The 24,670-nt window shown below is 50.3% G+C and carries 23 protein-coding genes and 1 other RNA gene; 12 read left to right on the top strand and 12 right to left on the bottom strand.

Annotation, left to right across the window (positions count from 1 at the left end; all coding sequences use genetic code 11):
• Positions 1-31 precede the first annotated feature (31 nt).
• The 4 genes from MKX70_RS27600 to MKX70_RS27585 all read left to right on the top strand — a co-directional run bounded on the left by MKX70_RS27600 (position 32) and on the right by MKX70_RS27585 (position 4,348).
• On the top strand, positions 32-637 hold the full coding sequence (locus MKX70_RS27600; RefSeq protein ID WP_340841275.1) for a TetR/AcrR family transcriptional regulator: 606 nt from the start codon (positions 32-34) through the stop codon (positions 635-637).
• A 50-nt stretch (positions 638-687) separates the two neighbouring features.
• Positions 688-2,631, top strand: a complete 1,944-nt coding sequence (locus tag MKX70_RS27595) for an ABC-F family ATP-binding cassette domain-containing protein (protein ID WP_340841274.1) — start codon at positions 688-690, stop codon at positions 2,629-2,631.
• A 462-nt stretch (positions 2,632-3,093) separates the two neighbouring features.
• Positions 3,094-3,579, top strand: coding sequence for a tetratricopeptide repeat protein (locus MKX70_RS27590; protein ID WP_042235013.1), 486 nt, complete (start codon positions 3,094-3,096; stop codon positions 3,577-3,579).
• Positions 3,580-4,024: 445 nt separating this feature from the next.
• Positions 4,025-4,348, top strand: coding sequence for a hypothetical protein (locus MKX70_RS27585; protein WP_156123086.1), 324 nt, complete (start codon positions 4,025-4,027; stop codon positions 4,346-4,348).
• A gap of 475 nt (positions 4,349-4,823) precedes the next feature.
• Here MKX70_RS27585 and MKX70_RS27580 read toward each other — a convergent pair whose 3' ends face one another.
• From MKX70_RS27580 to MKX70_RS27555, 6 genes are all read right to left on the bottom strand, one after another.
• The gene (locus MKX70_RS27580) at positions 4,824-5,648 is read right to left on the bottom strand and encodes a hypothetical protein (protein WP_231637831.1); all 825 of its coding nucleotides are present in this window, start codon (positions 5,646-5,648) and stop codon (positions 4,824-4,826) included.
• A 106-nt stretch (positions 5,649-5,754) separates the two neighbouring features.
• Complete coding sequence (locus MKX70_RS27575; RefSeq protein WP_042235019.1) at positions 5,755-6,798, bottom strand: M42 family metallopeptidase; 1,044 nt, start codon at positions 6,796-6,798, stop codon at positions 5,755-5,757.
• 27 nt (positions 6,799-6,825) lie between these two features.
• Entirely contained in the window at positions 6,826-7,146 is a 321-nt protein-coding gene (locus MKX70_RS27570; protein ID WP_042235020.1) for a LapA family protein, read from the bottom strand.
• A gap of 84 nt (positions 7,147-7,230) precedes the next feature.
• Entirely contained in the window at positions 7,231-9,021 is a 1,791-nt protein-coding gene (pepF, locus tag MKX70_RS27565; RefSeq protein ID WP_042242164.1) for an oligoendopeptidase F, read from the bottom strand.
• A gap of 214 nt (positions 9,022-9,235) precedes the next feature.
• On the bottom strand, positions 9,236-9,406 hold the full coding sequence (locus MKX70_RS27560; protein WP_039299681.1) for a hypothetical protein: 171 nt from the start codon (positions 9,404-9,406) through the stop codon (positions 9,236-9,238).
• 6 nt (positions 9,407-9,412) lie between these two features.
• Positions 9,413-9,646 carry a hypothetical protein gene (locus MKX70_RS27555; protein WP_036702226.1) on the bottom strand — a complete coding sequence of 78 codons (234 nt, stop codon included), beginning with the start codon at positions 9,644-9,646 and terminating at the stop codon, positions 9,413-9,415.
• 172 nt (positions 9,647-9,818) lie between these two features.
• Here MKX70_RS27555 and MKX70_RS27550 point away from each other — a divergent pair, with 172 nt between their 5' ends.
• Entirely contained in the window at positions 9,819-10,016 is a 198-nt protein-coding gene (locus tag MKX70_RS27550) for a cold shock domain-containing protein (protein WP_036725228.1), read from the top strand.
• A gap of 210 nt (positions 10,017-10,226) precedes the next feature.
• Here the strand turns inward: MKX70_RS27550 and MKX70_RS27545 are convergent, their stop codons facing one another.
• Positions 10,227-11,471: an MFS transporter gene (locus MKX70_RS27545; protein WP_042235023.1), complete on the bottom strand. Its 1,245-nt coding sequence runs from the start codon at positions 11,469-11,471 to the stop codon at positions 10,227-10,229.
• A 225-nt stretch (positions 11,472-11,696) separates the two neighbouring features.
• On the opposite strand from MKX70_RS27545, the gene MKX70_RS27540 reads away from it, so the two are divergent.
• The 4 genes from MKX70_RS27540 (at position 11,697) to MKX70_RS27525 (ending at position 16,826) form a co-directional block, all read left to right on the top strand.
• Complete coding sequence (locus tag MKX70_RS27540; RefSeq protein ID WP_042242166.1) at positions 11,697-12,779, top strand: tetraprenyl-beta-curcumene synthase family protein; 1,083 nt, start codon at positions 11,697-11,699, stop codon at positions 12,777-12,779.
• Between the two features lie 73 nt (positions 12,780-12,852).
• Entirely contained in the window at positions 12,853-13,824 is a 972-nt protein-coding gene (pfkA, locus tag MKX70_RS27535) for a 6-phosphofructokinase (protein ID WP_042235025.1), read from the top strand.
• A gap of 242 nt (positions 13,825-14,066) precedes the next feature.
• Complete coding sequence (locus tag MKX70_RS27530) at positions 14,067-16,550, top strand: FAD-dependent oxidoreductase (RefSeq protein ID WP_042235027.1); 2,484 nt, start codon at positions 14,067-14,069, stop codon at positions 16,548-16,550.
• Positions 16,551-16,565: 15 nt separating this feature from the next.
• Positions 16,566-16,826 carry a metal-sensitive transcriptional regulator gene (locus tag MKX70_RS27525; protein WP_042235028.1) on the top strand — a complete coding sequence of 87 codons (261 nt, stop codon included), beginning with the start codon at positions 16,566-16,568 and terminating at the stop codon, positions 16,824-16,826.
• A 70-nt stretch (positions 16,827-16,896) separates the two neighbouring features.
• On the opposite strand, the gene MKX70_RS27520 is transcribed toward MKX70_RS27525, so the two are convergent.
• The 4 genes from MKX70_RS27520 to MKX70_RS27505 form a co-directional block, all read right to left on the bottom strand.
• Positions 16,897-18,252, bottom strand: a complete 1,356-nt coding sequence (locus tag MKX70_RS27520; protein ID WP_042235030.1) for an MATE family efflux transporter — start codon at positions 18,250-18,252, stop codon at positions 16,897-16,899.
• Between the two features lie 131 nt (positions 18,253-18,383).
• Complete coding sequence (locus MKX70_RS27515; RefSeq protein ID WP_042235032.1) at positions 18,384-19,619, bottom strand: putative glycoside hydrolase; 1,236 nt, start codon at positions 19,617-19,619, stop codon at positions 18,384-18,386.
• 240 nt (positions 19,620-19,859) lie between these two features.
• Complete coding sequence (locus tag MKX70_RS27510) at positions 19,860-20,048, bottom strand: hypothetical protein (RefSeq protein ID WP_171718441.1); 189 nt, start codon at positions 20,046-20,048, stop codon at positions 19,860-19,862.
• 178 nt (positions 20,049-20,226) lie between these two features.
• Positions 20,227-21,051 carry a YitT family protein gene (locus MKX70_RS27505; protein WP_039299805.1) on the bottom strand — a complete coding sequence of 275 codons (825 nt, stop codon included), beginning with the start codon at positions 21,049-21,051 and terminating at the stop codon, positions 20,227-20,229.
• Positions 21,052-21,370: 319 nt separating this feature from the next.
• On the opposite strand from MKX70_RS27505, the gene MKX70_RS27500 reads away from it, so the two are divergent.
• Positions 21,371-23,029, top strand: coding sequence for a DEAD/DEAH box helicase (locus tag MKX70_RS27500; protein ID WP_042235034.1), 1,659 nt, complete (start codon positions 21,371-21,373; stop codon positions 23,027-23,029).
• Positions 23,030-23,145: 116 nt separating this feature from the next.
• Here the strand turns inward: MKX70_RS27500 and MKX70_RS27495 are convergent, their stop codons facing one another.
• Entirely contained in the window at positions 23,146-23,241 is a 96-nt protein-coding gene (locus MKX70_RS27495; protein ID WP_039299719.1) for a hypothetical protein, read from the bottom strand.
• Positions 23,242-23,418: 177 nt separating this feature from the next.
• Here MKX70_RS27495 and MKX70_RS27490 point away from each other — a divergent pair, with 177 nt between their 5' ends.
• Complete coding sequence (locus MKX70_RS27490) at positions 23,419-24,237, top strand: YesL family protein (RefSeq protein ID WP_042235036.1); 819 nt, start codon at positions 23,419-23,421, stop codon at positions 24,235-24,237.
• 104 nt (positions 24,238-24,341) lie between these two features.
• Positions 24,342-24,533, top strand: a non-coding RNA gene (gene ssrS, locus MKX70_RS27485) — 6S RNA.
• Positions 24,534-24,670: the final 137 nt, after the last annotated feature.

The raw sequence follows: 24,670 nt of genomic DNA, 5'->3' as shown, positions 1-24,670 counted from the left end.
AATTTTATTATCAAGGTTGGGAGGTGAACCGTTGAGCAGCGCATCCGTACACAAACATGCAGCTATTCTGGATGCCGCTTACGAGCTTTTCGGTTCAGGCGGCTTCTACGAAACGAAGATGTCGGAAGTGGCAGAGCGTGCCGGAATTGCCAAGGGCACGGTCTATTTATATTTTAAAAGTAAAGAAGAACTGTTCATGGCGGTAACCCGCCGGGATTGTGAAGGGTTCCTGGAGCAGCTTGAAGCCAAGCTGAGTAGCTGCTCTATACTGACTGATAAGCTCTCCGTCATTGCCGAGCATCATCTGTTCTATTATTATGAGCGCAAACAGCATACGAAGCTGTTCTTCCGGGCACCCAACAATAATCCCGAGCTGGTAGAGTATATGGCACAGTTCATGGAAGCCTATATGCAGGCGGTAGTGACGGTGCTGCTGGAAGGCGGGGCAACAGAGCCGGAGCTGATGGCTAAGGCGTATATCGGAATGCTGGACCGTCTGAAGATGGATATACTGTTCAACCCTGAGTTTGCGGAAGAAGATGCGCATAAGCGGGCGAAGTTTGCTGCTAAACTTTTCATCACAGGAGCACTCGGCAGCTTGAAATCGGCACTCGGCGACCTTCCGTCTGAATTCTGAGAGCTATAGCCAGACCTGGTTTATAAATATAAGGCAAGCGAGGACAACTGATGAATATTATGACCGTGGAACACCTCTCCAAAAGCTACGGGGAGAAAACGTTATTCCGTGATGCATCCTTTGGCATGGATGACAGGGACAAGATTGGCGTCATTGGTGTCAACGGAACGGGGAAATCAACCTTTCTGAAGATTATCGCCGGGCTGGATACACCAGACGCCGGACAGATTGCCATCGGCAATGATGTACGTGTACAATATCTGGCGCAGAATCCGCCGTATGAGCCTGGCAATACCGTGCTGCAGCAGGTTTTTGCCGGTGATGATCCAGAGCTGGCTACGATGCGGGAGTACATGGAGATTATGTCTCTGCTGGAGCAGAATCCGGGTGATTCCGGGCTGGAAGCCAGACTCGTCAAAATCGGGCAGGCCATTGATGCCGCCGGCTCCTGGCAGCTTGAGAGCGAAGCCAAGATTGTCCTGACCAAGCTTGGAATCACACAATTTGATGCCCGGATGGAGAACCTCTCCGGCGGTCAACGCAAACGTGTAGCGCTTGCCGCGGCGCTGATTACGCCTTCTGAGCTGTTGATTCTGGATGAGCCTACCAACCATATCGATACGGATTCCGTAGCCTGGCTTGAGCAATATTTGCAGAAACGGCGTGGCGCCCTGCTGATGGTTACGCATGACCGTTATTTTCTGGAGCGCGTAGCCAGCGTAATGCTGGAGCTGGACGGAGGAAGCCTGTACCGCTATGAAGCGAATTATTCCCGCTTCTTAGAGCTGAAGGCTGACCGCGAAGAGCGCGAAGCCTCGGTGGAGCAGAAGCGCAAGAATCTGCTGCGCACCGAGCTGGCGTGGATCCGCCGGGGTGCCAAAGCACGATCCACGAAGCAGAAGGCGCGTATCGACCGCTTCGAGAAGCTGAAGGAGAGTACAGGCGGGACTTCATCAGCCTCGATGGATATTTCTGTGGCTTCCACCAGACTGGGCCGCAAAATCATCGAGATCCAGGATCTCACGAAATCCATGGACGGCCGGACCTTGATTAAGGACCTGACTTATATCGCGGTGCCGCAGGACCGGGTAGGCATTGTCGGCAAGAACGGCAGCGGGAAGTCGACCCTGCTCAACCTGATCGCCGGAAAGCTTACGCCGGACAGCGGCGAGGTTCAGCTGGGGACAACCGTGAAGCTCGGTTATTTCACTCAGGAGCATCAGGATATGGATCTCAGCATGCGCGCGATTGAATATGTGAAGGAAGAGGCGGAAATCATCAAGACAGCCGACGGCAGTGTCATCACCGCCGGCCAGATGCTGGAACGGTTCCTGTTCCCGCCGGCGATGCAGTGGACCCCGATCTCCAAGCTCTCCGGGGGTGAGAAGAGACGCCTCTACCTGCTGCGCGTGCTTATGGGAGCGCCGAATGTTCTGCTGCTGGATGAGCCGACGAATGACCTGGATATCGGAACGCTGGCCGTGCTGGAGGACTATCTGGATGAATTCCCCGGTGTAGTCTTTACCGTATCGCATGACCGGTACTTCCTGGACCGTACGGTGGATAAGCTGATTGCGTTTGAGGACGGATCGATCCGGCTGCATGTTGGTGACTATAGTGAATATGAAGAATGGCTGGCAAAAAACGTACCTACCGGCAGTGGTGGCTCCGGCAAGTCTGAAGGCGCTGGAGGCCGCAGTGCTACTGCCGCTGTAGAGCAGAGCGGGAATGCGCCAGCAGCCGCGCCGTCACGCGAGAAGCTGAAATTCACCTTCAAGGAGCAGAAGGAATACGAGGGCATCGACGAGGCCATCGAACAGGCCGAGCAGCATCTCGTAGATATCTCCGCACAGATGGAGGCGGCCTTTGCTGACTCCGGTAAGCTCCAGGAGCTGGTGGATAAGCAGCGGCAGGCCGAAGCGGAGCTGGAGCGCCTGATGGAGCGCTGGACGTATCTGAATGAGCTGGCAGAGAAGATCGCGGGTAAGGCGTGAGGTTTGCGGCTCTGCGGGGCGGGGTTAAGGATGTGACAAACTCTCTCCGCTGCTCCCCATTGTTGTGATATAAAATCCTGCCCCAAAAACAACATTTCCCTTATTTTATCGGCCCAAATCCGCGATTGTTGTATAAAGGCAGGATTTAACCTTTTTCAAACGGCTTGGCAGGATTATACTTGTATTTTGTACTACAATCCTCCTGAACAGCTGGTTATTTATGAATCAAAGTTGCAAAAACGTACAACATCTATGTCCGCGCTGCTGCTTCCTAGCTCTAAGAAATTTCAATTCAGCCGGCAACGAATCAAGTGTGGGGAATTGACGATTGTCGTATCTCCGTCAGTCTCACAGTGACTGGCCGGTATCTTGTAGGGTTGTTGTCTAAAGAGCGGTTATATAGTTATTAATTTTTCCTGTCAGAATTATATTAGAGTTATTTATATAAGGAGGTCGCTGCCAGTGACAAGTACCCTCGAAGCTGCCATAGCGCTGCGGACCTCCGGGCAAGCAGAGAAAGCGAGAGTCATGCTGCTTCAGCTGCTGTCAGCGGATGACGGCAATGCCGAGCTGTACTATCAGCTAGCCTGGACGCATGATGTGCTCGGCATGGAACGCGAGGCCGTGCCCTATTACGAGCAGAGTCTTGCTCTTGGTCTTCCGGATGAGGAGCAGAAGGCAGGCGCAATGCTGGGACTGGGAAGCACGTACCGGACGCTTGGGGCATACTCACAGTCCCGGGAGCTACTGGAGCAGGGCGTGCTTGAATTTCCGCAGCGTGCGGAGTTCAAAGCCTTCCTGGCCATGACGCTGCATAATCTGGGTGCGCATGCAGAGGCGATGGAGCTGCTGCTTAAGCTGTTGTCCGAAACCTCTGCCGATGCAGGGATTCACAGTTACAGCAAAGCTATTATGTTCTATGCAGATAAGCTGGAGCAGGTATGGTGATTTAAACGCACAACAGGAAACCCGGCACCTGAAGTTCAGAGGCCGGGTTTCCTGTTGCGCTGTGGAAGAAATACAACATTAGATTTCCCCGGAATAGCTATGCACCATATAGGACGCACTAAGAAATAACAAAAAGCGAAAGAAGCGGAGAGGGAACTTGGAACTGTGGAGCGATAGCGACCGCGCCTGAAAGCTTTCTCCAGGAAAGCAAGCTACGGAAGCATAATCAGCCACCGGATATCTACCGCGAACAGCGGTAATCATCAAGAAATCTGGGGGGGGGGGAGCGGCCGGAAGTCCAAAGGTTCACCGCAGTGACGACTAAGCTTCAAATTCAACTCTTAAGTGCGTCTTATATAGTAAATTTATGGTAGGATGTTCTTATATATATGTGCTTAAATGTAGAAAGATTGTTTCTTCAATCTTACTGTTTGCGGAGGCGTGCATGATGAACATACGACTGAGAGATATAGGCTTAAGTGTCATGTTTGTTGCTGCTGTTTTCTTGTTCGGAAGGCCGGAAGCCCCCGATGAAGCCAATGAACACATTGAACACAATGTAGAGGCGCTCCAATACTACAATTATACCTCTGCACCAGTTATAGCTCACCCTATTTCAGCTGATAACAAGCTGTCCCGGAGGCATAAGGAAACTTCAGAACAGGATCTCACTATAGCTGTAGTTGATTCCGGCAAAAGCCCCGTGCAGCTCATTCCGGTCTATAAGAACGGGGATATACCGCGAATTGAACTTGTGCCATCCCTGTAAATTTTCAAAAACATTACATTCTACTGTTGGATCGGTTGTAAATACTCAAGCCTGAGAGTGAGGCGGACTGACAAGCCGCTTTATCTCCAAAAATACTCTTTGGGAGGGTGAAGCGGACTGAGATTCCGTTATGTTATTGATTAAGCCCGAAATGAGGCATAATCGGTCATATAAGGGCCTCTGAGTCCGCTTGGACAGCGAATCCGCTGAATCTGCTCAAATAGCGGATTTTCTGGTCCTCTTCACCCGGAAAGTATTATTCCATAGTGAAAAATAGGGATACGTCTCCCGCCGATGCTTTCCATAGTTCAGCTTATCTTATACAGTTAACAGAAAGAGTGCTGTGCCAGTTATGAATAGAACTGGCACAGCACTCTTTGGTTATTACGCTATAACATAGCTATAAGCATTGTGATCGGCATAAGCATCGTGGCGAGCAGGAAGGTCCGTGGCCGGGTAAGGCTCCGGGCCCCGGTTATTTCCCGCCCGCCACGGCAATCATCTGCACGACCGGCCGCGAATCGCCGGTCAGCACTACCTCGTCTGCGTTCATCTGCGATGAACCGTCTCCGTCGAGGAAGATCCCTTCCCGTCCCTCGCCGGGGACGGATCTCTGCACGGCGTTGCGGAACTCCGCTGCCGTGCAGAGCGAATTCGTGACGAGCAGCCACAGCTTGCCGGACTGGTCGTAGACCAGCCCGGAGCGCAGGCGCCGCTCGCCCTCAAAGGGAAGATGCTCTGCGGCCGCCGCAGCTGCCCACAGCTCTTCATGCTGCAGGTTCATGCTGATCCCGCCCTGCGCCCAGTAATGCCCGCGGTCACTCACCGCCAGGTCGCCGCCGGAGGCAACGACTTGTACGCTGAACGCTCCCGCGGCTCCATCCCACACCAGGGTTCCCCGCTCGTACTTCGCGTTGAACCAGCCGGAGCCGTAGCCCTGCGGTGCGCCGTTCACCGGCACGTCGTTCATGATGGCGATGGACAGCAGGTCATCGCCATAGAAGAAGCCGCCATTGATTCCATAGGCGGCAATCTGTCGCAGCGGCTGCCCTGCGCGCCGCAGCACCACATCCTCCGGGTTCAGCGACATCATATGCAGCTGAACCTCGCCTGAACTCTCCGCATAGATGTACCTATGAGGGAGGCCGTCAAAGACCTCTTGCTCTTCATCATCTGTCAGCCTAAGCGCAGCCAGGATGATTACAAACACTGTCAGCAACACAGCGGCAGTAACAATCCACCACCTGCGATGCCCCCGCAAACTCTGCAGCCGTCCCCCAAACTCAAATCGCGCCGACACAAGCATCCCTCCGCAAACTCCGCAGCATGGCTAATGGCCTTCATAGTCTCTATGATTCATTCCGCACAGCCTAAGCTCACCGTGAACTCGCAGCCATATCTTTAATTCAGTGCGCCCCAACATAAGCGGCAAGCAGCTTAGCTGTATTCAACACGGCCTGCTTGTGTGTGCGCTCCATGGAGTGGGAGGCATGCACGCCCGGACCGATCAGCGCGGCCCGGATGTTGTTTCCGCCACGCAGCGCCGCTGAAGCATCGGAGCCATACTGCGGATAGATATCTATCGCAAAAGGAATCGCCAGCCCGTTAGCGAGCTCAATCAGCTTGCTGGTCATGGCATAGTCATAAGGTCCGGAGGAGTCTTTGGCACAGATGGAGACATCGGTCTCCTTGCAGCTTAGATCGTCACCCATAGCGCCCATATCCACAGCGATCATCTCGTTAATCCCGCCCGGAATCCAGGCAGCACCGTGTCCGACCTCTTCGTAATTGGAGATCAATAGGGACAGGTTATGGAGCGGCTTCCAGCCTTCGCGCCGGATGCTCTCCAGGAGGCCGAAGATGGCCGCTACGCTGGCTTTGTCGTCGAGATGACGGGACTTAACATAACCGCTCGGCGTCAATACCGCACGGGCGTCAAAAGAAATAAAATCACCCACAGCAATGCCCAGCTTCAGCACATCATCTTTGGTCGAGACCACTTCATCAATACGGATTTCCATGTTCTCTTCCGCACGTTTGAAGTCGCGCGCATCCGCATACACATGCACGGAAGGGTGGCTGGTCAGGATTGTACCGGTATAAGTTAATTCGCTGCGCGTATGAATCGTGCAGTACTCATTCTCGATACTATTCATGGTGAACCCGCCGACAGAGGTCAGGCGCAGGGTACCGTTTGGTTTAATGGAGCGGACCATGGCGCCCAGCGTATCTACATGGGCACTGATGCCGATGGTGCGCGAAGGATCAAGTCCGGGAACAGTCAGGATCGCGCCGCCCTTCTCATTCCAGCTCAGCGGAATATTCAGTGCAGCCGCTTCTTCGGCCACAAGAGTCATCACCTGGGCGGTGAAACCGCTGGGACTGGGGGTGTCGAGCAGTTTTTTGAGCAGGGTAAGGATATATTCTTCATTAGGCTGAATGTTAAGCAAGGGGTGTTCCTCCTATTCGGTGTATGGTTATACTTGGGCTGATCCTTCTGAAGAGAGGACATCATTAGGGACAGACATTGAATCCATGGCATTACCTGCATCACGGAGCTTGGTCAGCTCTGCGTTCAAGCTTTTAATCTGCTTCTGCAGCTTATATTGGCGGAAAATGCCGTAAGAACCGACAACAACGCCACCGATCAGCGCACAGCCGAGAATGACAAGAATGAGCGGGATGCTGACAAAGTCGAACCCGAAATTAACGGGAACCGTATCCACATTCATTACTGCGAATACTGCAGTCAGCAGAGCGAAAAATAAACCTAATATAAGTGACCATTGAAATTTCATATAGCTACCTCCTCAGAATGGTATGACAATACAAATCCCCTGCCCGCAAGGGCAAGGGATTACTGTAATACTAAGCTTTCTGTCTTACTTGGTCAACTGCTCCATCTGTTCGATTACGCTCTCGAATACGCTCATTGCTTCACGGATCGGTTCAGGAGAGGACATGTCAACGCCGGCCTTGGTCAAGATATTGATCGAATAATCACTGCCGCCGCTCTTCAGGAAGCCGAGGTAACGGTCCACCGCCGGTTTGCCTTCCTCCAGAATCTGTTTGGCGAAGCTGGTCGCCGCCGAGAAGCCCGTAGCATACTTATAGACATAGAAGCTGTTGTAGAAATGCGGAATCCGTGCCCATTCCATCTCGATATCCTTATCCACGACCATATCCTTACCGTAATACTTCACATTCAGGTCGTAATAGATAGCAGAGAGGTCCTGAGGAGTAAGCGATTCGCCTTCTTCAGCACGCTGGTGAATGATCTTCTCGAATTCTGCGAACATCGTTTGCCGGAACACGGTAGTGCGGAACTGGTCGGCATAATAGGTGAGCAGGTACATCTTTTCCTTAGGATCGGTCGACTTGTTGAGCAGATAATCCATCAGCAGGGCTTCATTGGTGGTCGAAGCTACCTCTGCCAGGAAAATGGTGTACTGGGCATCCCGGTATTTCAGCGTCGTGTCTGAATAGTAGGAATGCAGTGCATGGCCCATTTCATGCGCCAGTGTGAACATGCTGTTGAGGTTGTCATTATGATTCAGCAGCACGTAAGGGTGGGTGCCGTAAGCTCCCCAGCTGTATGCGCCGGTGCGTTTGTTCTCATTCTCATAAACGTCAATCCAGCTTTTGTCGTAGCCTTCCTGCAGCACGCTTAGGTAGTCCTCGCCGAGCGGCTTAAGCCCTTCCTTAGTGATCTTCTTGGCTTCCTCAAAAGTAATATTCAGCTTGTATTCATCTACGAGCGGAGCGAACAAATCGTACATATGTAACTCATCTACTCCAAGCAGCTTCTGGCGCAGCTTCATATAACGGTGCATAAGCGGCAGGCTTTCATGGATGGTGTCGATCAGATTAGTGTAGACTTCCTTCGGAATATTGTCACCGTAGAGGGACATTTCCAGCACGGAAGGGTATTTGCGCACACGCGAGTAAAATACATTCTTGTTCACATTCGCACTAAGCGTAGCCGCGATGGTGTTCTTTTGCTTGCCGTAGGTCTCATAGACCGCTTTGAAGGCATTCTTGCGCACTTCACGGTCCGGGCTTTCCAGGAACTGAATATAGCTGCCATGGGTGAGCTCCACTTCCTGGCCATCTTCATTCTTGACCTTCGGGAATTTCAGATCCGCATTGTTCAGCATACCGAACACTGTCTGCGGAGCCTGGGCTAGAGTGCCCACCTGAGCGAGCAATGCTTCTTCCGCTTTGGAGAGGACATGCGCTTTCTCACGTTTCATTTCCGTTAAGGTGAAGGTATAGTCAGAGAGAGAAGGATCGGCAATGAACTGGTCCAGGGTTTCGTTTGGCAGGGCCAGAATTTCCGGTGTGACAAAAGAAAGAGCTTCCCCGGCTTCAACGCCCAGCTTCTTGGCCTTTGAGGAGAGCGCCTGATACTTTGGAGCCGCCGTATCTTCATCCTGGCGCATGTGCGCATAGACATAGAGGCGTTCGGTAAGCAGGGACAGCTTGTCGTCCAGCTCGAAGCATTTCTTAAGGGCCTGAGGAGAATCAAGCTTGCCCTGGAAGTCAGAGGCGCTTTTGATTAGCTCCTTCACTTCCTTGTATTCGGCATCCCATTGTTCCTCTGAAGCAAACATATCTTCAAGCTTCCAGCGGTTCTCGGCGGGCACTTCACTTCTTTTGGGTAATTGTTCCATAGATATAATCCTCCTCGGTTGATGGGATGCAGCAGACATAGTCTCGGCTTGCGGCACTGCTGCGGACACATTCCCCGGCAGCAGGCTGAGAACAAGCAGCAGCGGGAGGGATTTGGAAGTAAACGACATGACAGCAGCCTCCTGAATCTTAAAGTAGGCTTAGTATGTCCTGCCAAATCCTGATTATTAATTCTTATAGTTACTTACGGTGAAATTATGCGAGCATGCTGTAAATAATGAAGACAAAAGCGAGTGCAATCATGATGACTGCAGTTAAGGCCATGCCGCGTTTCAAACGCGGCGGCATCTTGTCCTTGCTCATAATGAGCACGGCACCCAGACACAGAACGACAATTACATAGATTACAAGGCTCTCATTGTTCATTCGCGCTTATACCTGTTTGAAGGCAGCGATGATATTCTTGTACTCTTCTTCATTGTCTTTGTAGGACTCTTTGTTGAAGCGGTTGTTGACCCACTGCATCATGGCCGGACGGCTCATGAAGGTATGTGTTTCTTCTCCCCATTGATCGGAAATTTCACGGAGGATAATATAACGTCCCTGAACTTCCACTGTCATCATATTCCATTTGTCTGTTTTGTATATTTCATGTTTTTTGATCATTATCATTACCACCCTGGCGATTTTTGGCTTTTGGCTCAATGATAACGCACCGGAGAAGGGAAAAGCAAATTAAATCACGAATACAGGGAAAAGATGGATTGCTTTACAAGTATAGATGGAGTATAATGTAAGCATACGCCATATATGGCGGTATTTTTAGGAGGTTGTTCATTTGAAAGGTACAGTAAAATGGTTTAACGCAGAAAAGGGTTATGGTTTCCTTCAAGTAGAAGGCGGCGAAGATGTATTCGTTCACTTCTCAGCTATTCAAGGCGACGGTTTCAAGACTTTGGATGAAGGCCAAGCGGTTGAATTCGATGTTACGGATGGTAACCGTGGTCCACAAGCAGCGAACGTAGTTAAATTATAAGATACGGTCAGGCAGAGCTTCTGCCAGCCGCAATATATATATTTGATGCAACACGCATTTGCATGAGTAGCAACAAGCAACTTAAGCAGCACACAGTTCTCTAGGGAACTGTGTTTTTTTATTTCTACTATAGAATGAGAATCCAAACAGCCATGCCACTCCCGGCTCCGGGATGGCATGGCTGTTTGGATAATTCCCACAATACAATACTCAGAGCGGAGTCCCGGCCTTTTTCCGTAACGGCCGGTCGGGGCCTCCCCCCACATCCATCAGGTGCTTGGACAGGAAGCCGATAAAAGCAAGGATTGAGAATCCGGTAGCCACCATATAAAATACAGTGCGTCCCGCATCCTGATAGATCAGGCCGCCGAAGGTGCCGCTGAGCAGACCGGCACCGCTGGACCATACAACCGTGAAGAGTGCCATTCCCGTTGCCCGGAGATGATCCGGGATCATCCGCGTGATATAGCGGACGGCGGTTACATAATAAATGCCGAAGGAGACGCTGTGCATAGCCTGAATGGCAACTACAGCTCCCGGCTCCTGAGCCAGTGACATGAACAGGAACCGCAAGGCAAACATCAGGCTTGCGAAAGCAAGCAGCGGCAGTTCCTTGAATTTGTCGCCGTATTTGCTCAGCAGGAAGAAGATAGGGATCTCACTAAGAGCGGAAGCCAGTAATGCCCAGCCGACAATCTCATCCCCGGCATTCATTCCCTTGAGGCTGATGGTCAGAAAGGCTTCATTCATGCGGTAACCCATAGCGAGCAGGAAGACACAGCTGAAGAACCACAGCACTTCTTTTTGAAATAGAATTTCTTTGAGACCGCCGCCTTTAAGCGGTTTGCTTAAAGCTTCCCCGCTTACGTGTGCGGAAACTGGCTCGCTGACTTTTACATCCTTCAGTCCGAAGGTGATAAGTAGTGCGGTCACGACAATCACAATACAAATGCCTACACTATAGTCAGGACCGAGTGCTCTCAGCACATAACCGATCGTTAGGGCGAAGAATGAATACCCGAGCGAGCCGAATACACGGATGGCAATGAAGTTCCGACCGTGACGCTGGGCTATTTTGATGGCCATGGTGTCCGCAAGCGGAAATACAGGGTAATAGAAGAAATAGAAAACGGACAAAATAAGCATAACACTCGAGAAATCTGCGGCTCTGGCCAGAATGATAGCGGTTACCAGCTGACCTCCGAGCAGGAGGGCCATGATCTTCCGGACAGTGCCCAGACGGTCACTCATCATGCTCCAGAACAGATTGGAGAGGATGGAGATCAGCGGGCCGACAGAGTAGAGCAGACCCATCTGCGGGCTGCTGAAGCCCAAATGTGAATAGAATAAAGGGAAATAGGATACAACCAGCACACTGGTGCCGTATAGGGTGAACATAAAGGATCGCAGCCAGTTTTGATCGCTATATTGGCCGCCGCTCCGTCCTGCATACATGAACCTGCACTCCTCCAGATATGAAATAAAGCCTAATCTCATACATTTAATGTCGAACGGGTAATAGTATAGCATAAAGCTGTTGAGGCATGGGTTTCGTGGAAAAACGTTTTTCTGAATCTTTCAAGGTTTTGCGAAAGTGATTTTGTTGTTTGTACAAATACGCTCTGCATATTATAATAATGATGATTTGGATAAGGAGACAACAATGTGGAGGCACTGTCATTGAATGAATTTGAGCAAGGCCGTTACCTTAGTCCGCGCGGTCCCATTGGACTGATGAACAGGGTCTACAAGTACGTGCTGCCGGAAGTGCGGGCATGCCTCGATTTCTGGCGCCAGGATGCAGAAGGGATTCCCGATCCCGAGCTCCGCAAGCAAGCGCTTGCCAGCATTGAAACGAAGCAGTTTCATTGCGAAGGCGGCGGTATTTATGCCGCCGGCAATTTGTCGATGAGACATATACTGATTCCGCTAATTGTTGCTTATCAGACGATCAGTGATTATTTGGACAACCTATGTGATCGTAGTACTTCACTTGACCCTGCCGATTTCCGGCTGCTGCATCAATCCATGCTTGATGCAATTAACCCTGAGGCAGAGCCGGGGAATTACTACGAGCTGCGCAATGAACAGAATGACGGCGGATATTTGTACAGGCTGGTCCGCAAATGCCAGGAGATGACCTCCCAGCTTCCCGGATACGCCGCCGCCGCCGCCGAGATTCGTGATCTGGCCGTATTATACACCGATCTTCAGGTCTACAAGCACATCCGTCCGGAGCTCAGGGAAGCTGCCCTGAAGGAATGGTGGGAGAGAGAGGGCCATCGTGCACCTCATCTCGGGTGGAATGAGTTTGCAGCCGCAACCGGTTCAACCCTTGGCGTCTTTATGCTTTTTTTGGCCTCATGCGATCCCAAGCTGAGCCTGGACGCATCGGCTTCGATTCGCGCTGCTTACTTTCCGCATGTGTGCGGACTGCACATTATGCTGGATTATCTGATTGACCAGGACGAAGACCGGGCAGGCGGTGACCTCAATTTCTGCAATTATTATGACAACACTGATACCATGCTGAATCGGATCGCTTCCATCGTGGAGTGGGCCCGCAAGGATGTCCGGACTCTTCCCGAGACCTCAATGCATCGTATGGTCATCGAGGGGCTCTTGGCACTTTATTTATCCGATCCGAAAGTCAGCGAACAGCGGGAGGTTCGCTCTGTATCCAAACGGCTGATGAGAAAAAGCCCGCTGACCCGGCTATTCTTCTTCGTTAACAGCCGCTGGATACGCAAACACATGTATTAGTCGCACTAGATGCTGCCGGGGCTCATTCTGATACGGAGGATATCCGGCGCAATTTTAAGGAGGAACAAACACAATGGCAAACGTAAAAAAAATCGCAGTACTAACCAGTGGAGGAGATTCACAGGGCATGAACGCCGCTGTACGTGCGGTTGTCCGCAGCGCGATCTACTTCGGAATTGAAGTGTTCGGCATTCAGCGCGGGTATCAGGGTTTGCTCAACCGTGATATTTTCCCGATGGATCTGCGCAGTGTAGGTGACATTATTCAACGCGGGGGCACCATTCTTCAATCTGCGCGCTGTCTGGAGTTCCTGAATCCGGAAGGCCAGCAAAGAGGTGCTGACATTCTTAATGAAATGGGCATCGACGGCCTAGTAGTCATTGGCGGTGACGGTTCTTACAAAGGGGCGAACAAACTCAGTAAGCTAGGAATTAACACCATGGCTTTGCCGGGAACAATTGATAATGATATTTCATTCACAGATTACACCATTGGCTTCGATACGGCTGTTGGCGTTGTAGTGGATGCGATCAATAAGCTGCGTGACACTATGTCTTCCCATGAGCGTTCTTCGATCGTGGAAGTTATGGGACGCCACTGCGGAGATATCGCGCTGCATGCGGGTCTTGCCTCCGGTGCGGAAACAATCCTTGTACCTGAAATGCCGTATGACCTGAATGAAGTAGCGGACCGGATGAAGGACAATTTTGCCCGCGGCAAACGCCACAGTATTGTAATTGTTGCTGAAGGCGTAGGCAAAGGCGAAGATGTGGCGCAGGCACTCAAGGACCGTCATGCTTCTCTGGATGCCCGCGTAACAGTTTTGGGACATATCCAGCGCGGCGGAACACCTACTCCGGGTGACCGCAACCTGGCCAGCCGTCTGGGTGACTTCGCGGTCCGCAAGCTGATTGAGGGCGAATCGGACAAAGCATGCGGAATTATCAAGGGTGAACTGACTCTTACTGATATCGATAAAGTAGTGAATACTAAGAAAGACTTTGACACGGATCTGTATGAATTGGCTTCCCGTTTGTCCCAATAGTAGGAACAGGGAATTATTATTTTCCTTTAAGACCGCCTGAAGACAGGCGGTCTTTTTCCTGTGATTCTATTTAGAAAGAGGTGCTTAACTCGACATTTCTTTGCTCTGAGCTGTATAGATAAATAGGATTCCGTTATACGGGTGCCATGACCTACAGCAAGAACATCTTTTTACTTGACTATATACCCCCACCCGTATATATTTATACCCATAGGGGTATTATTCATAAGGGGGAATTAGAAGTGGGAAGAACTATTGTCATTATTGGCGGAGTAGCAGGAGGAGCATCAGCTGCTGCACGTTTAAGAAGATTGAGTGAGGAAGACCGGATTATTATTCTGGAACGTGGAGAGCATGTTTCCTTTGCCAACTGCGGGCTGCCCTATTACATCGGAGAAACTATTGATTCCAGAGAAAAGTTGTTTCTGCAGACACCTGAGGGTATACGGGCCCGTTTCAATATCGATGTGAAAATATTCACTGAGGCGACAGAGATTGACCGCGAACACAAGCTGGTACAATGCCGCAACATCAACACTGGAGAGGTTGAAAAGATTCCATACGATATCATAGTGTTATCTCCCGGTGCGCGGCCGATAGTGCCGCCTATTCAGGGTATTTCTGCTGCAGAGAATTTGTTCACATTAAGAAATATCCCCGATACCGACCGCATCAAGGCTTATGTTGATAGCCATCAGCCCAGACATGCCACAGTGATCGGTGCAGGCTTCATCGGCCTTGAAATGGCAGAGAATCTGCGGCAGCGGGGTCTTGAAGTAACTGTAATTGACCGGGGCCAGCAGATTCTGAATCCCCTCGATCCGGAAATGGCCCGGCCTCTGGAAGACCATATGCGACTTCATGGTGTAGAGTTGCGGCTGAATGAGGGTGTAGAGGCTTTTGAACAACAAGGCAGACTGCTTCGCCTCTCCTCCGGTGAAGAGCTTCTAACTGATATGGTGATCATGGCAATTGGAGTCAGTCCTGAGAATGATCTGGCACGCAGCAGTGGCCTTGCACTTGGTATCCGGGGGGCGGTTAAAGTGAATGCCTCCCTGCAGACCAGTGACCCGGCTATCTATGCCGTCGGGGATGTCATTGAAGTGAAGGACCGCATCCAAGGTTTCGATACCATGGTATCTTTGGCCTGGGGGGCGAACCGGCAGGGCCGTCTCGCGGCAGATCATATTAATGGACGCGAAGCAGCATACAGCGGAGCCATGGGCACGGCAATAATTAAGATCTTTGATTTAACAGCTGCGCTTACCGGTAATAACGAGAAGACGCTCAGGTCTCTTGGGGTGCCCTTTGAAGCTGTGCATATACATCCTAATTCTCATGCCGGGTATTACCCCGATGCCGCTCCGATAGCGCTCAAGCTGTTGTTCAATCCGCAGACAGGAGCCGTTTACGGAGCGCAGGCAGTGGGCAGCAGCGGTGTTGATAAAAGGATTGATGTCATTGCCACAGCAATTCGCGGCAATCTTTCAGCCGGTGAGCTGGCAGATATTGAACTGGCTTATGCTCCGCCGTATTCCTCTGCTAAGGACCCGGTAAATATGGCGGGTTACGTAGCCTCTAACCTCATGGAGGGACTCGTAAGAAACCTGCAGTGGCATGAAGTGGATGAATTCTCACGCAGCGGCGGACTTATTATTGATGTCAGGGATGAAGTAGAACAGTTATCTGGCTGTATTCCCGGTTCTATAAACATTCCGCTGCCGGAGCTGAGAGACCGGCTTACAGAGATTCCGCGGGGCAAGGAAATAGCGGTATCCTGCCAGGTGGGGCTGCGCGGCTATATTGCTGCCCGAATGTTAAGCCAATCCGGATACGCTGTAAGAAATGTCGACGGAGGATATAAAACTTATGCCGCTATGGCAGGAGGCGGGTCGCAGAGTATTGAGAAGCACATGACTTCGTCCGGTTTAGCGCTTCCAGATCCATCCGACACAGGGAATAGCCCGAAAGAGGAGAAGACTGAACAGCGCCTTTTACTGGATGCTTGCGGATTGCAATGTCCGGGCCCTATACTCAAAGTATATGAAACTGTAAAGTCAATGGAAGCAGGCCAGCGTGTTGAAATAACCGCGACGGATTTTGGTTTTGCCGCTGACATTAGACAGTGGTGCAGCAAGACTTATAACACCTTGGAATCTCTGGATGTATCTGAAGGCAAAGTGAAGGCGCTGGTGCGCAAAGGATCATGGAATGCAGAAGAGGCTCTCCAGGTACAGAAACAGAACCCCAAAGTTACTGAAGGGACAACTATGGTTGTATTCAGCGGCGATCTGGACAAAACCATTGCCTCCTTCATCATCGCATCAGGTGCCGCTGCGATGGGTAAGCAGGTAACAATATTCTTTACTTTCTGGGGCCTGAATGTTCTGCGCCGTGGGCAGTCTCAGCGGGTGAAGAAGTCGGTTCTCGACAGAATGTTTGGAATGATGATGCCGCAAGGAACGCAAAAGCTGCCCTTATCAAGAATGAATATGGGCGGGCTGGGTGCGAGACTGATCCGCTACACGATGAAGCGTAAGAATGTAGATTCACTGGAGCAGCTTATGCAGGGGGCGCTTAATGCCGGTGTGAAGCTGATGGCCTGTTCTATGAGTATGGACATCATGGGTATCTCACAGGAAGAATTGATTGAAGGGGTAGAGATTGGCGGTGTTGCCAGCTATCTCGGTGCCGCAGAGGATTCGGGTGTTAATCTGTTCATTTAAAGGGGCGAAGAAACTGTGGAATATGACAAAGCAATAATAAACAGATTGAAGCGTATTGAAGGTCAGGTAAGGGGGGTTCTCAGCATGCTGGAGGAGGGCAAGGATTGCCGGGAGATTGTAACCCAGCTGACCGCGATCAGAACCGCTGTAGACCGCACTGCCGGTGCAGTTATCGGAGACAATCTGGAGCACTGCATTCAGGAGGAGCTGGCCAAGGGAAATACTCCGGATCAGGTCATCAAGGAAGCAGTACAGCTGCTTGTGAAAAGCCGCTAAAAAGAGCAGCCGCAGACAGGAGGATTCACCTCTTGCCTGCGGCTGTTTTTCGAATATAAGCTGTAAATACTCAAGCCTTCTGAAGAGCGAATCTTCGTTGCACCCTTATGAGTCGCGACAGCAGCAGAATAGCGCCTATAGCCAGACCAGTGATCAGCCCGATCCAGTAACCGTAAGCGCCCAAATCAGTATAAGTCGCGAGCAGGTATCCGACTGGAAGACCAATCACCCAGTAAGCAATGAAACAAATGATGAAGGCAGGGTTGACATCCTTATACCCCCGCAGTACACCTTGAATTGGAGTTGCGATGGCATCGGAGATTTGGAAAAAGATTGCATAGATCAGGAAATGCTGAATTAGAGATATCACTTCAGGTTCATCCGAATACAGCCCGGCGACATGGCTGCCGGCAAACAACAGCACCAGCGCGGTAAGCAGTGAGAGGACCGCTGCCGTTCCAATACCCATGATCCCGTACTGTCGGGCATCCTTAAGGCGGCCGGAGCCGCTCTCGAAGCCGACAAGTATCGTCAGACTCATACAGATGCTCAGCGGAATCATATACAGGGTAGACGCGAAGTTAATCGCTGCCTGGTGGGCTGCAATAGTAACCGTATCAAATCGGCTCATAAGCAGCGTTACGGCTGAGAAAACCGCAGTTTCAAAAAAGATTGAGAAACCGATAGGTACACCGATCTTCATCAGTTCCTTAAAGCTGCTAAGCGACATGGCATGGAATTTGCGGAAGAGCTGCAGGCCTCTGAAGGGCTCGGCTCGATAGATAAAGACCAGGGCAATCAGGAAGATTACCCAGTATGTAATGGCTGAGGCTACACCAGCACCTGCTCCGCCAAGGCGGGGGAATCCGAAGTTACCAAAGATCAGGAGGTAATTGAGGCCCACGTTAACCGGAAGAGCAATCAGTGTGATGAACATCGAGACACGGGTCTGACCCAGTGCGTCAATGCAGCTGCGGACTACGGTATAACCGAACAATGGAATAATGCCAAAAGAAATCGCCCGCAGGAACCGGAATGCAATATTGCGTACCTCTGGCTCCAGGTTCATGAAATGGAGTACCGGCGATAAGGCCAATCCGCCCAGAATGAGCACCAGCATCGATACGAGCAAGGAGAGCCACATGCCTTGCATGACCTGATAGGCGACATCTTTATTGCGGCGGCTGCCGATCAGATGAGAGACAATCGGCGTGATTCCCATTAGAATCCCGCTGAGTCCGGTCTGGATCGGAATCCACAGGCTTGTTCCTATAGCTACACCGGCGAGATCATTTGTGCCGAATTTACCGGACATATTCGTATCGAAGAAAGTGATGGCCGACAATGCAATTTGTGTAATGAGAATCGGAAGCAGGATATGCAGAAACTGTCCGGCTTTTTGTTTAAGGGAAGATGTCTGTTTCATAATAGTGGATGCCCCGTTATCTTAATAGTAGTTGTAGGATGTACATGCTTAATTCTCAGTAAAAAACCCGGCAATTGCCGGGTTCCGGTTCTTCTTATGGTGATTGGATACATCAGATAATTGCTGTAAGCTTATTGTTCGTAATCCACTTCCGAGGTATAACGGTTATTGGCGTTCCAGAGCAGGAATTCATCCACCTTCTCATCCTTCAAGGCGCGGATCTGGTCTTCAACCTGCTTCTTGCCGTATTTGACATAATGGCCACTGCCGAGCCAGCTGGCGGTGAAATCCTGAATCCATGGACGAATTACCGGCTTGTAGCTGCCGAGCGGATCAAGCTTCTTGTGTGTATCGACCATAGAGCCTTTGATTGTAGCATAAGGGTCCTTATCCGGATCTTTGACATCAAACCAGCCGGTAGAATAATGACTTGGATAGACCATCGGGCTAATGACATCTACATTCTTCGATATTTTGACGAAATCCTGACCAATACCTTCTGCTGCAGGAACTGAGGCTGCATAGCCGAAGATATCAACAGATATACGTACGCCGAGCGGCGCGAGCTCTGCTTTGGCATATTTGACAAAGTCGGCAATGATTTCTACACGCGGTCTGTCACTCTTGGTGTATTTCAGTGTATCTGCACGTTTCTCGAAGCCTTCAGGGAAGCGTACATAGTCAAATTGAATTTCCTTGAATCCGAGCTTCGCAGCTTCTTTGGCAATATCCACATTGTATTTCCACACCGCTTCATTATAAGGATTCACGAAGCTGTCTCCGCCTTTGTTAGCCCAGACTGAGCCGTCGGTATTTACAAAGGATAATTCCTTGTTCTTCTTGGCCAATACAGAGTCCTTGAAAACAACAATCCGGGCAATCGGATATACGTCATGCTCCTTCAGACGTGTCATCAGCTTGTTGATATCTCCAATGAACGGCTGGGGATGTCCCATTTGCTGGAGCTCCGTGTTATCCGTTTTGTATGTGATGTAACCGGCGTCATCCTTGATATCGATGACCATGGAATTCAGTTCCGTCTTGTCGAGCAGGGCGAGCAGGGTTTCCATGCGTTCGCCCCCGGCGCTGTAGGCTGTTACATAAATCCCCTTAACCTTTGGTGCATCCGGCTGCGGATCGGTATTAATTCCTGCTTCTGGTGTTGCACTTGGTGAAGGTTCCGGCGCTGGCGTGCTGCCAGCTCCACCCGGTGTAATCGCTGTTGTCTCTGGATTCGTAGTGTGTTCTGCGACGATGGGGGGATTCATGGCGCTCTGCAGTGCTGCTGCCACATCAGCGTCGTGGCCGTTATTCGGCACACCAACGCCTCCCAGGGCCATCATCAGTAATGCCCAGGTGATGTTCATTCGTTATTCGCTCCCTTTATGTACATTCCCTTAAAGTATAAAGTAACGGATGCACTCAAAAAGAACAGACTTGTAACAATACCCGTAATTTTTGGTGTCATAAAAAACCGCTCTTGTTGTTTATAAACGGGATGTACAGATTTTGAACCGCTGAATTAAAAAGTAAATGCCGCTCGGATCCGGACACGAAGGCCGAATCTGAAGCGGCAACTATAAAAACTTGCTCTTAGGGCAGCTTGCTCAGTGAAGATACGCAGAATTCTGATGCTCGCAAATGCTGTAATGGATGATATCCATGGCATCTGCCGGTTCCAGAATACTCAGACCGTCACGCAGAACGATTACAGAATTGAGTTCGTCCTGCTTCAGAAACGGTATCATATCGGGATACCACCTCATGACGATTGCTGACAGTTTTACCGTTTCCATTTCCACAAAAATCACCCTTTCCTTTTTCGAATCGAACTGAATTTGAATTCAGGGTCCACCCGGAAAAACGAAGTGCCTGGAAAAAAGAGGGGTAAATCACAATCTTCATGAAATTGATAAGGGTCCTGCGTGGTACTAATATATCACAATTTTAAATTATGCGCATTTTTTTCGGAGCCTATCTTTTGCGGAAAGACCCCATAACCCCGACTGTTTCAACGATGTTCACAAAAGCCTGCGGGTCGCTTGTTTTGATGATCCGTTTGAGCTCAGCGAGTTCGTAACGTGTGGTCACTGTCATTAGCATGTCCCGTTCCACATGAGAATAAGCGCCTTCCGTCTTAATCTTTGTAACACCGCGCTGAAGCCCCAACAATTGCTGCAGAAGCTCATCCGTCCGGGTTGTTACTATATAGACGGTGACTTTGATGTGGCTGACATGAATCAGATCGACGACCTTACCGCTCACATAAATGGAGACCATGGAAGCAAGTGCCAGGTTCCAGTTGTTATCGAAATAAGCTGCGGCCAGAATAACGAGCCCGTTAAGGCCGACCAGGACATTGCCAATCGGGAAATCGCGGTAACGTGTAATAATCGAGCCCAGAATATCGAATCCGCCGGACGAGCCGCCCACACGGAAGGACACTCCGGCCCCGACACCTACAAGCACCCCTCCGAAGACGGAAGCCAGCAGCATATCCGAGGAGACCTGATGCACCGGTACCAGGGTCATCAGCCAGGTTGTGGCTCCGACAGAGAGGATACTGAGGATAATGAACCTCCGTCCGAGCTGGAACCAGCCGGCGGCAAGCAGCGGTACATTGAAGAGTAAGTACAGCAGGCTGATATTAAATGGAGTGAAGTAACCGACCAGCATGGCAAGGCCCGATACTCCTCCACTGAGCAGTCTGTGCGGGATCAGGAACAGATTGAAGCCGCAGGCAATCATCGCAGAACCGAAGATTACGGCCAGATAACTCCCGAATAGTCTGAGTTTCAACAAACAAATTCACCTCTATGTTTAATGTAAGTAATGAAAGAAAGGAATGTACTGGTATTCCTGATCCGGTTTGTGATATAATGTATAGGATATTCTTGAGTAGGACGTTACAATGGTATTTTTGCATTGCTTAGAATGCGAAGTTACAGTTGTCAGGTATATGTAGTGGCCTGATCATAGGACATTTTTTTTGTCCCAATACGCGCTAAACCATGCAGGAAATACGGCATGATTGGACAGCCTATAAATGTGTTTACCGCTACTTAAGAATACAGACAAGCATGTGGAATGTCCACTGTATAGAAGGAGCATGAATAATTTGAAAACATTCGCAGAATTCGGCTTGGAGCCAAAAGTGCTACAAGCAATCACTGAACTAGGATTTGAGGAAGCAACACCCATTCAGGAGCAAGCTATTCCGCTTGCAATGGCCGGATCGGATCTGATCGGCCAGGCGCAGACGGGTACAGGTAAGACCGCTGCTTTCGGGATTCCCCTCATTTCCAAGATCGTCCGGGAAGAAGAGAAAATCGTTGCATTGATTATGACGCCTACACGCGAGCTGGCTATCCAAGTAGCGGAAGAAATCGGCAAATTGACCCGCTTCAAGGGACTTCGTTCACTGGCTATCTATGGCGGGCAGGATATCGGCCGTCAAATCCGCGGACTTAAGAAGAAACCACAGATCATTATTGGTACTCCTGGACGTCTCCTGGATCATATCAACCGCAAAACCATCCGTCTTGATGATGTACAGACCATTGTACTTGATGAAGCTGATGAAATGCTGGATATGGGATTCATGGAGGATATCCAGACGATCCTCAAGCTCGTTCCGGAAGAACGTCAGACGATGCTCTTCTCGGCTACTATGCCTCCTAACATTCAACGTCTTGCCCAGCAGTTCCTGAAGAATCCACAGCATGTATCCGTAATACCTAAGCAAATCAGCGCACCGCTAATCGATCAGGCTTATATTGAAGTTCCTGAACGCCAGAAGTTCGAAGCGCTCAGCCGTTTGATTGATATGGAGTCCCCAGATCTGGCTATCGTCTTCGGCCGTACCAAACGCCGGGTAGACGAGCTTGCTGAAGGATTGCAGAAACGCGGATATTCCGCTGATGGCCTGCATGGTGACTTGTCGCAGAATCAGCGCGATGCTGTAATGCGCAAATTCCGTGACGGCAGTATTGATGTACTGGTTGCTACAGACGTTGCAGCCCGCGGTCTGGACGTTTCGGGTGTAACTCATGTAATCAACTTCGACCTTCCACAGGATCCGGAAAGCTATGTACACCGTATCGGCCGTACCGGCCGTGCCGGTAAAGAAGGAACAGCATGGTCCTTCGTGACTCCGCGTGAAATGGATCACCTGCATCTGATCGAACGTGTTACCCGTCACCGTATTACCCGCAAACCGCTTCCTACAATGGCTGAGGCTATTGAAGGCAAACAGCGCATTACAGCTGAACGTCTGCTGGCAATGGTTGAGGATGGCGGGGAACTGAACGAATACAAAGGTATTGCCATTCAATTGCTGGAACAATATGATTCTGTACAGCTGCTATCCGCAGCTATGAAGCTTCTTACCGGCGATAACAAGGATGCTCAAATCGAGCTGACTCCTGAAGATCCGATCCGTGCGAAACGCCGCGGAGGCAAGAACGATATCCGCAGCGGACGCAAGCCTAACGGCGGCGGCTATGGCGGCAACCGTACAGGCTCCGGAACTGGCAGCAGCAGTGGCGGCGGCTATCGCGGTAACCGTGATAATGCCAGCAGCGGCGGAAGCACACGTGGCGGCTACAGCAGCGGCTATGGCAGCAACAGCGGCAGCAGCTACGGCGGCGGCTACAAAGGCAACCGTGATGCGGGAGCAGGACGCGATGGCGGTGCAAGCCGCAGCGCAGACCGTAAACCGTCGGCACGCCCAAGCAGCACAAGCACCCGTCCGGCTAAACAGGATTACGACGTTTAAGCATTCCGTTTGACATAAGAAGAAGACGAGCGACCGCGAGCGGTTCTCGTCTTCTTTTTTTTTGCAAAGATAAGAATGATATGCTTCGAGTAATACCTTATCCTTATCATGGACGTTTAGATGAAAGTGCGGGTAATAATGACGAGCAGAATGAACAGGACGAGAATGGTACCGGTGGAAGTCCAAGGATTGCAGCAACCGGGTGCGGACATGGGGTTAACCTCCTTTAAACAGTGGTTGTTGTGGTTACGATTCTAATATATGGACGGATCACAGAGCTTGCGTAGACACTTACCTATAACTTGTAAACTTGGGCGCTGGAAAAGTCCGGGTCAAATAGGGTATAGTTAAGATACGCAGTATGCGCTAGATAGACAGGAGGAAGGGAATTGGAGTTTAAGGGAGCAATGGGCGGTTTATACCGCATCACAGAATGGATATCACGTATTGCCTTCAGTAATATTTTGTGGGCACTGTGTTCGATTCCATTTCTGTTCGCAGGAGTTATGAAGATGATTATGCTGGGTTCGGAAGCTGGCGGACCGAATGAGCAGATCATGCTCAACTGGGTACTTGGCGTATTCGCGCCATTCACTGTATTTCCCGCTACGGCGGCGTTGTTCACAGTGGTACGCAAATGGGTAATGGGCAACACAGATGTAAGCACATTCCGCACTTTTTTTCAGGGGTACAAAGAGAATTATTTCAAAAGCATGCTTGGAGGCATTATCTACACCCTGCTGTTCGTGATTATGTACGTGGATGTTACCGTATACATGACACAAATGGCCAATTTCAAAATCGTCGGTATTCTGATGCTCGTGCTGATGATTATTTTGTTCGTTTCCATGTTCAATTTCTTCTCGATCGTGGTTCATTACCAGATGACCTTCAAGGAAGTGGTGACCAACTCCATTCTGTTGACCATCGCCCGGCCGATCCGTGTATTCTCTACACTAATTGGTTCAGCGGTTCTTCTCTATATAGGTCTGCGGTATCCGGTGCTCTACGCTCTTTGTATTCCTACTTTCATTGCTATGCTTGCTTTCTTTAACTTCTATGCAACGTACAATAAGCTGCAGCTGCAGGTGGAGAAGAAGAAGCTGGCTGAAGAGCAGGCGGCGCTGGAAGCAGCCGAGAATGAAGGTATGCCTTCTGACGAGGATGAAGAGGAAGCGGAAGAGGGTATTAACCTCAAGAAGAGTTAACATTCCGATAACTGAAAGATCAATGATTTAGACGGAAAATTATTCCAGTGTTAATTAAAGCGCATACAGGTTTACTTTTTCGTTAAAACGCAATATAATATTAATAAATCCTGCGATGTACGTTATGGTTGCTCGTTGTTTTGAACCAATGATAATGTCTTGGGAGATCTACATGAAGCGCGGCTGAACAGCCCTGTCTATACGACTTGGGGAATTCAAAAACGACTTCTGCGGTCACCCACCTGCTATAGCAGGTTCAGAAGACACTGCAGCCGGACGGCATAGGCGGGTTTTCTACTGTTTTTGACAAGGCACCCTGTTACCTGCTTATCTGCAGGAGTAGGGTGCCTTTTATAGTGTGTGTTTCGGGGGTATTTACCCGGACAAAGTGCGCTATGCTCTTTTGTTCCGTGGATAAGAGTGTTACACTTAG

This window comes from Paenibacillus sp. FSL R7-0312 (assembly GCF_038004445.1).
GTDB lineage: Bacteria > Bacillota > Bacilli > Paenibacillales > Paenibacillaceae > Paenibacillus_AQ.
The sequence above is the reverse complement of the archived record's forward strand: the minus strand, read 5'-3'. Positions and strand labels throughout refer to the sequence as shown.